Raw genomic sequence first — 536 nt, forward strand, 5'->3', positions numbered from 1 at the left:
GATGTCCGGCGCTCAAACTACCCAGAACACGACATTTCTATTTAGCGGAAACCCGACATTTCTATTTGGGACCGACACCAACAGTGTTGATAATAAAGATTATGTCAAGTTAGGCGTCTGTTGCGCTTTGGCGCCGTTTATCGACACTCACACGTCGCTCGCTATGTCTGTGCCGCAGCGCGCCGCAACAACCGCGGATCGGTCAGCCACTCCTCGCGCGCGCCGATTTCGACGTGAACAAAATCAGTATGATTGGGATTGATCAGATAATTGGATTCAGCCGGGACGACTGCACTGGGAACGGCCAGCACTGCACTTGCGTTCGCCCGCGACCACGTAGCCCCGACCTGCTGGAGTTCACCGCGCGCTGAGATGTCCTAAAGTGGACCCGTCAGTCAAGACACTTTTCTGCTTGATTTAAGCTGTAATCGCGTCCAACTGCACAGCTGCCCGGCGCTGTGTATCGGCTCCGGTTGTCTGGACAAGCTTTTGCAGCTCAGGCGGCCAGCTTCATCAGCCTTTCCTGACGGGCTTCG

The 536-nt window shown here is 55.2% G+C and carries 1 protein-coding gene and 1 pseudogene; one reads left to right on the forward strand and one right to left on the reverse strand.

The features are described from left to right. The coding region (locus EVC45_RS46495; RefSeq protein WP_211193621.1) for a hypothetical protein at nucleotides 1-262 on the forward strand (262 nt) is incomplete at its 5' end. A gap of 1 nt (nucleotide 263) precedes the next feature. Here EVC45_RS46495 and EVC45_RS47860 read toward each other — a convergent pair. Further along, a pseudogene (locus tag EVC45_RS47860) lies at nucleotides 264-311 on the reverse strand (hypothetical protein); the annotation flags it as partial. Nucleotides 312-536 lie beyond the last annotated feature (225 nt).

The organism is Paraburkholderia sp. UYCP14C (genome assembly GCF_004197395.1).
In the GTDB taxonomy this organism is placed as follows: domain Bacteria; phylum Pseudomonadota; class Gammaproteobacteria; order Burkholderiales; family Burkholderiaceae; genus Paraburkholderia.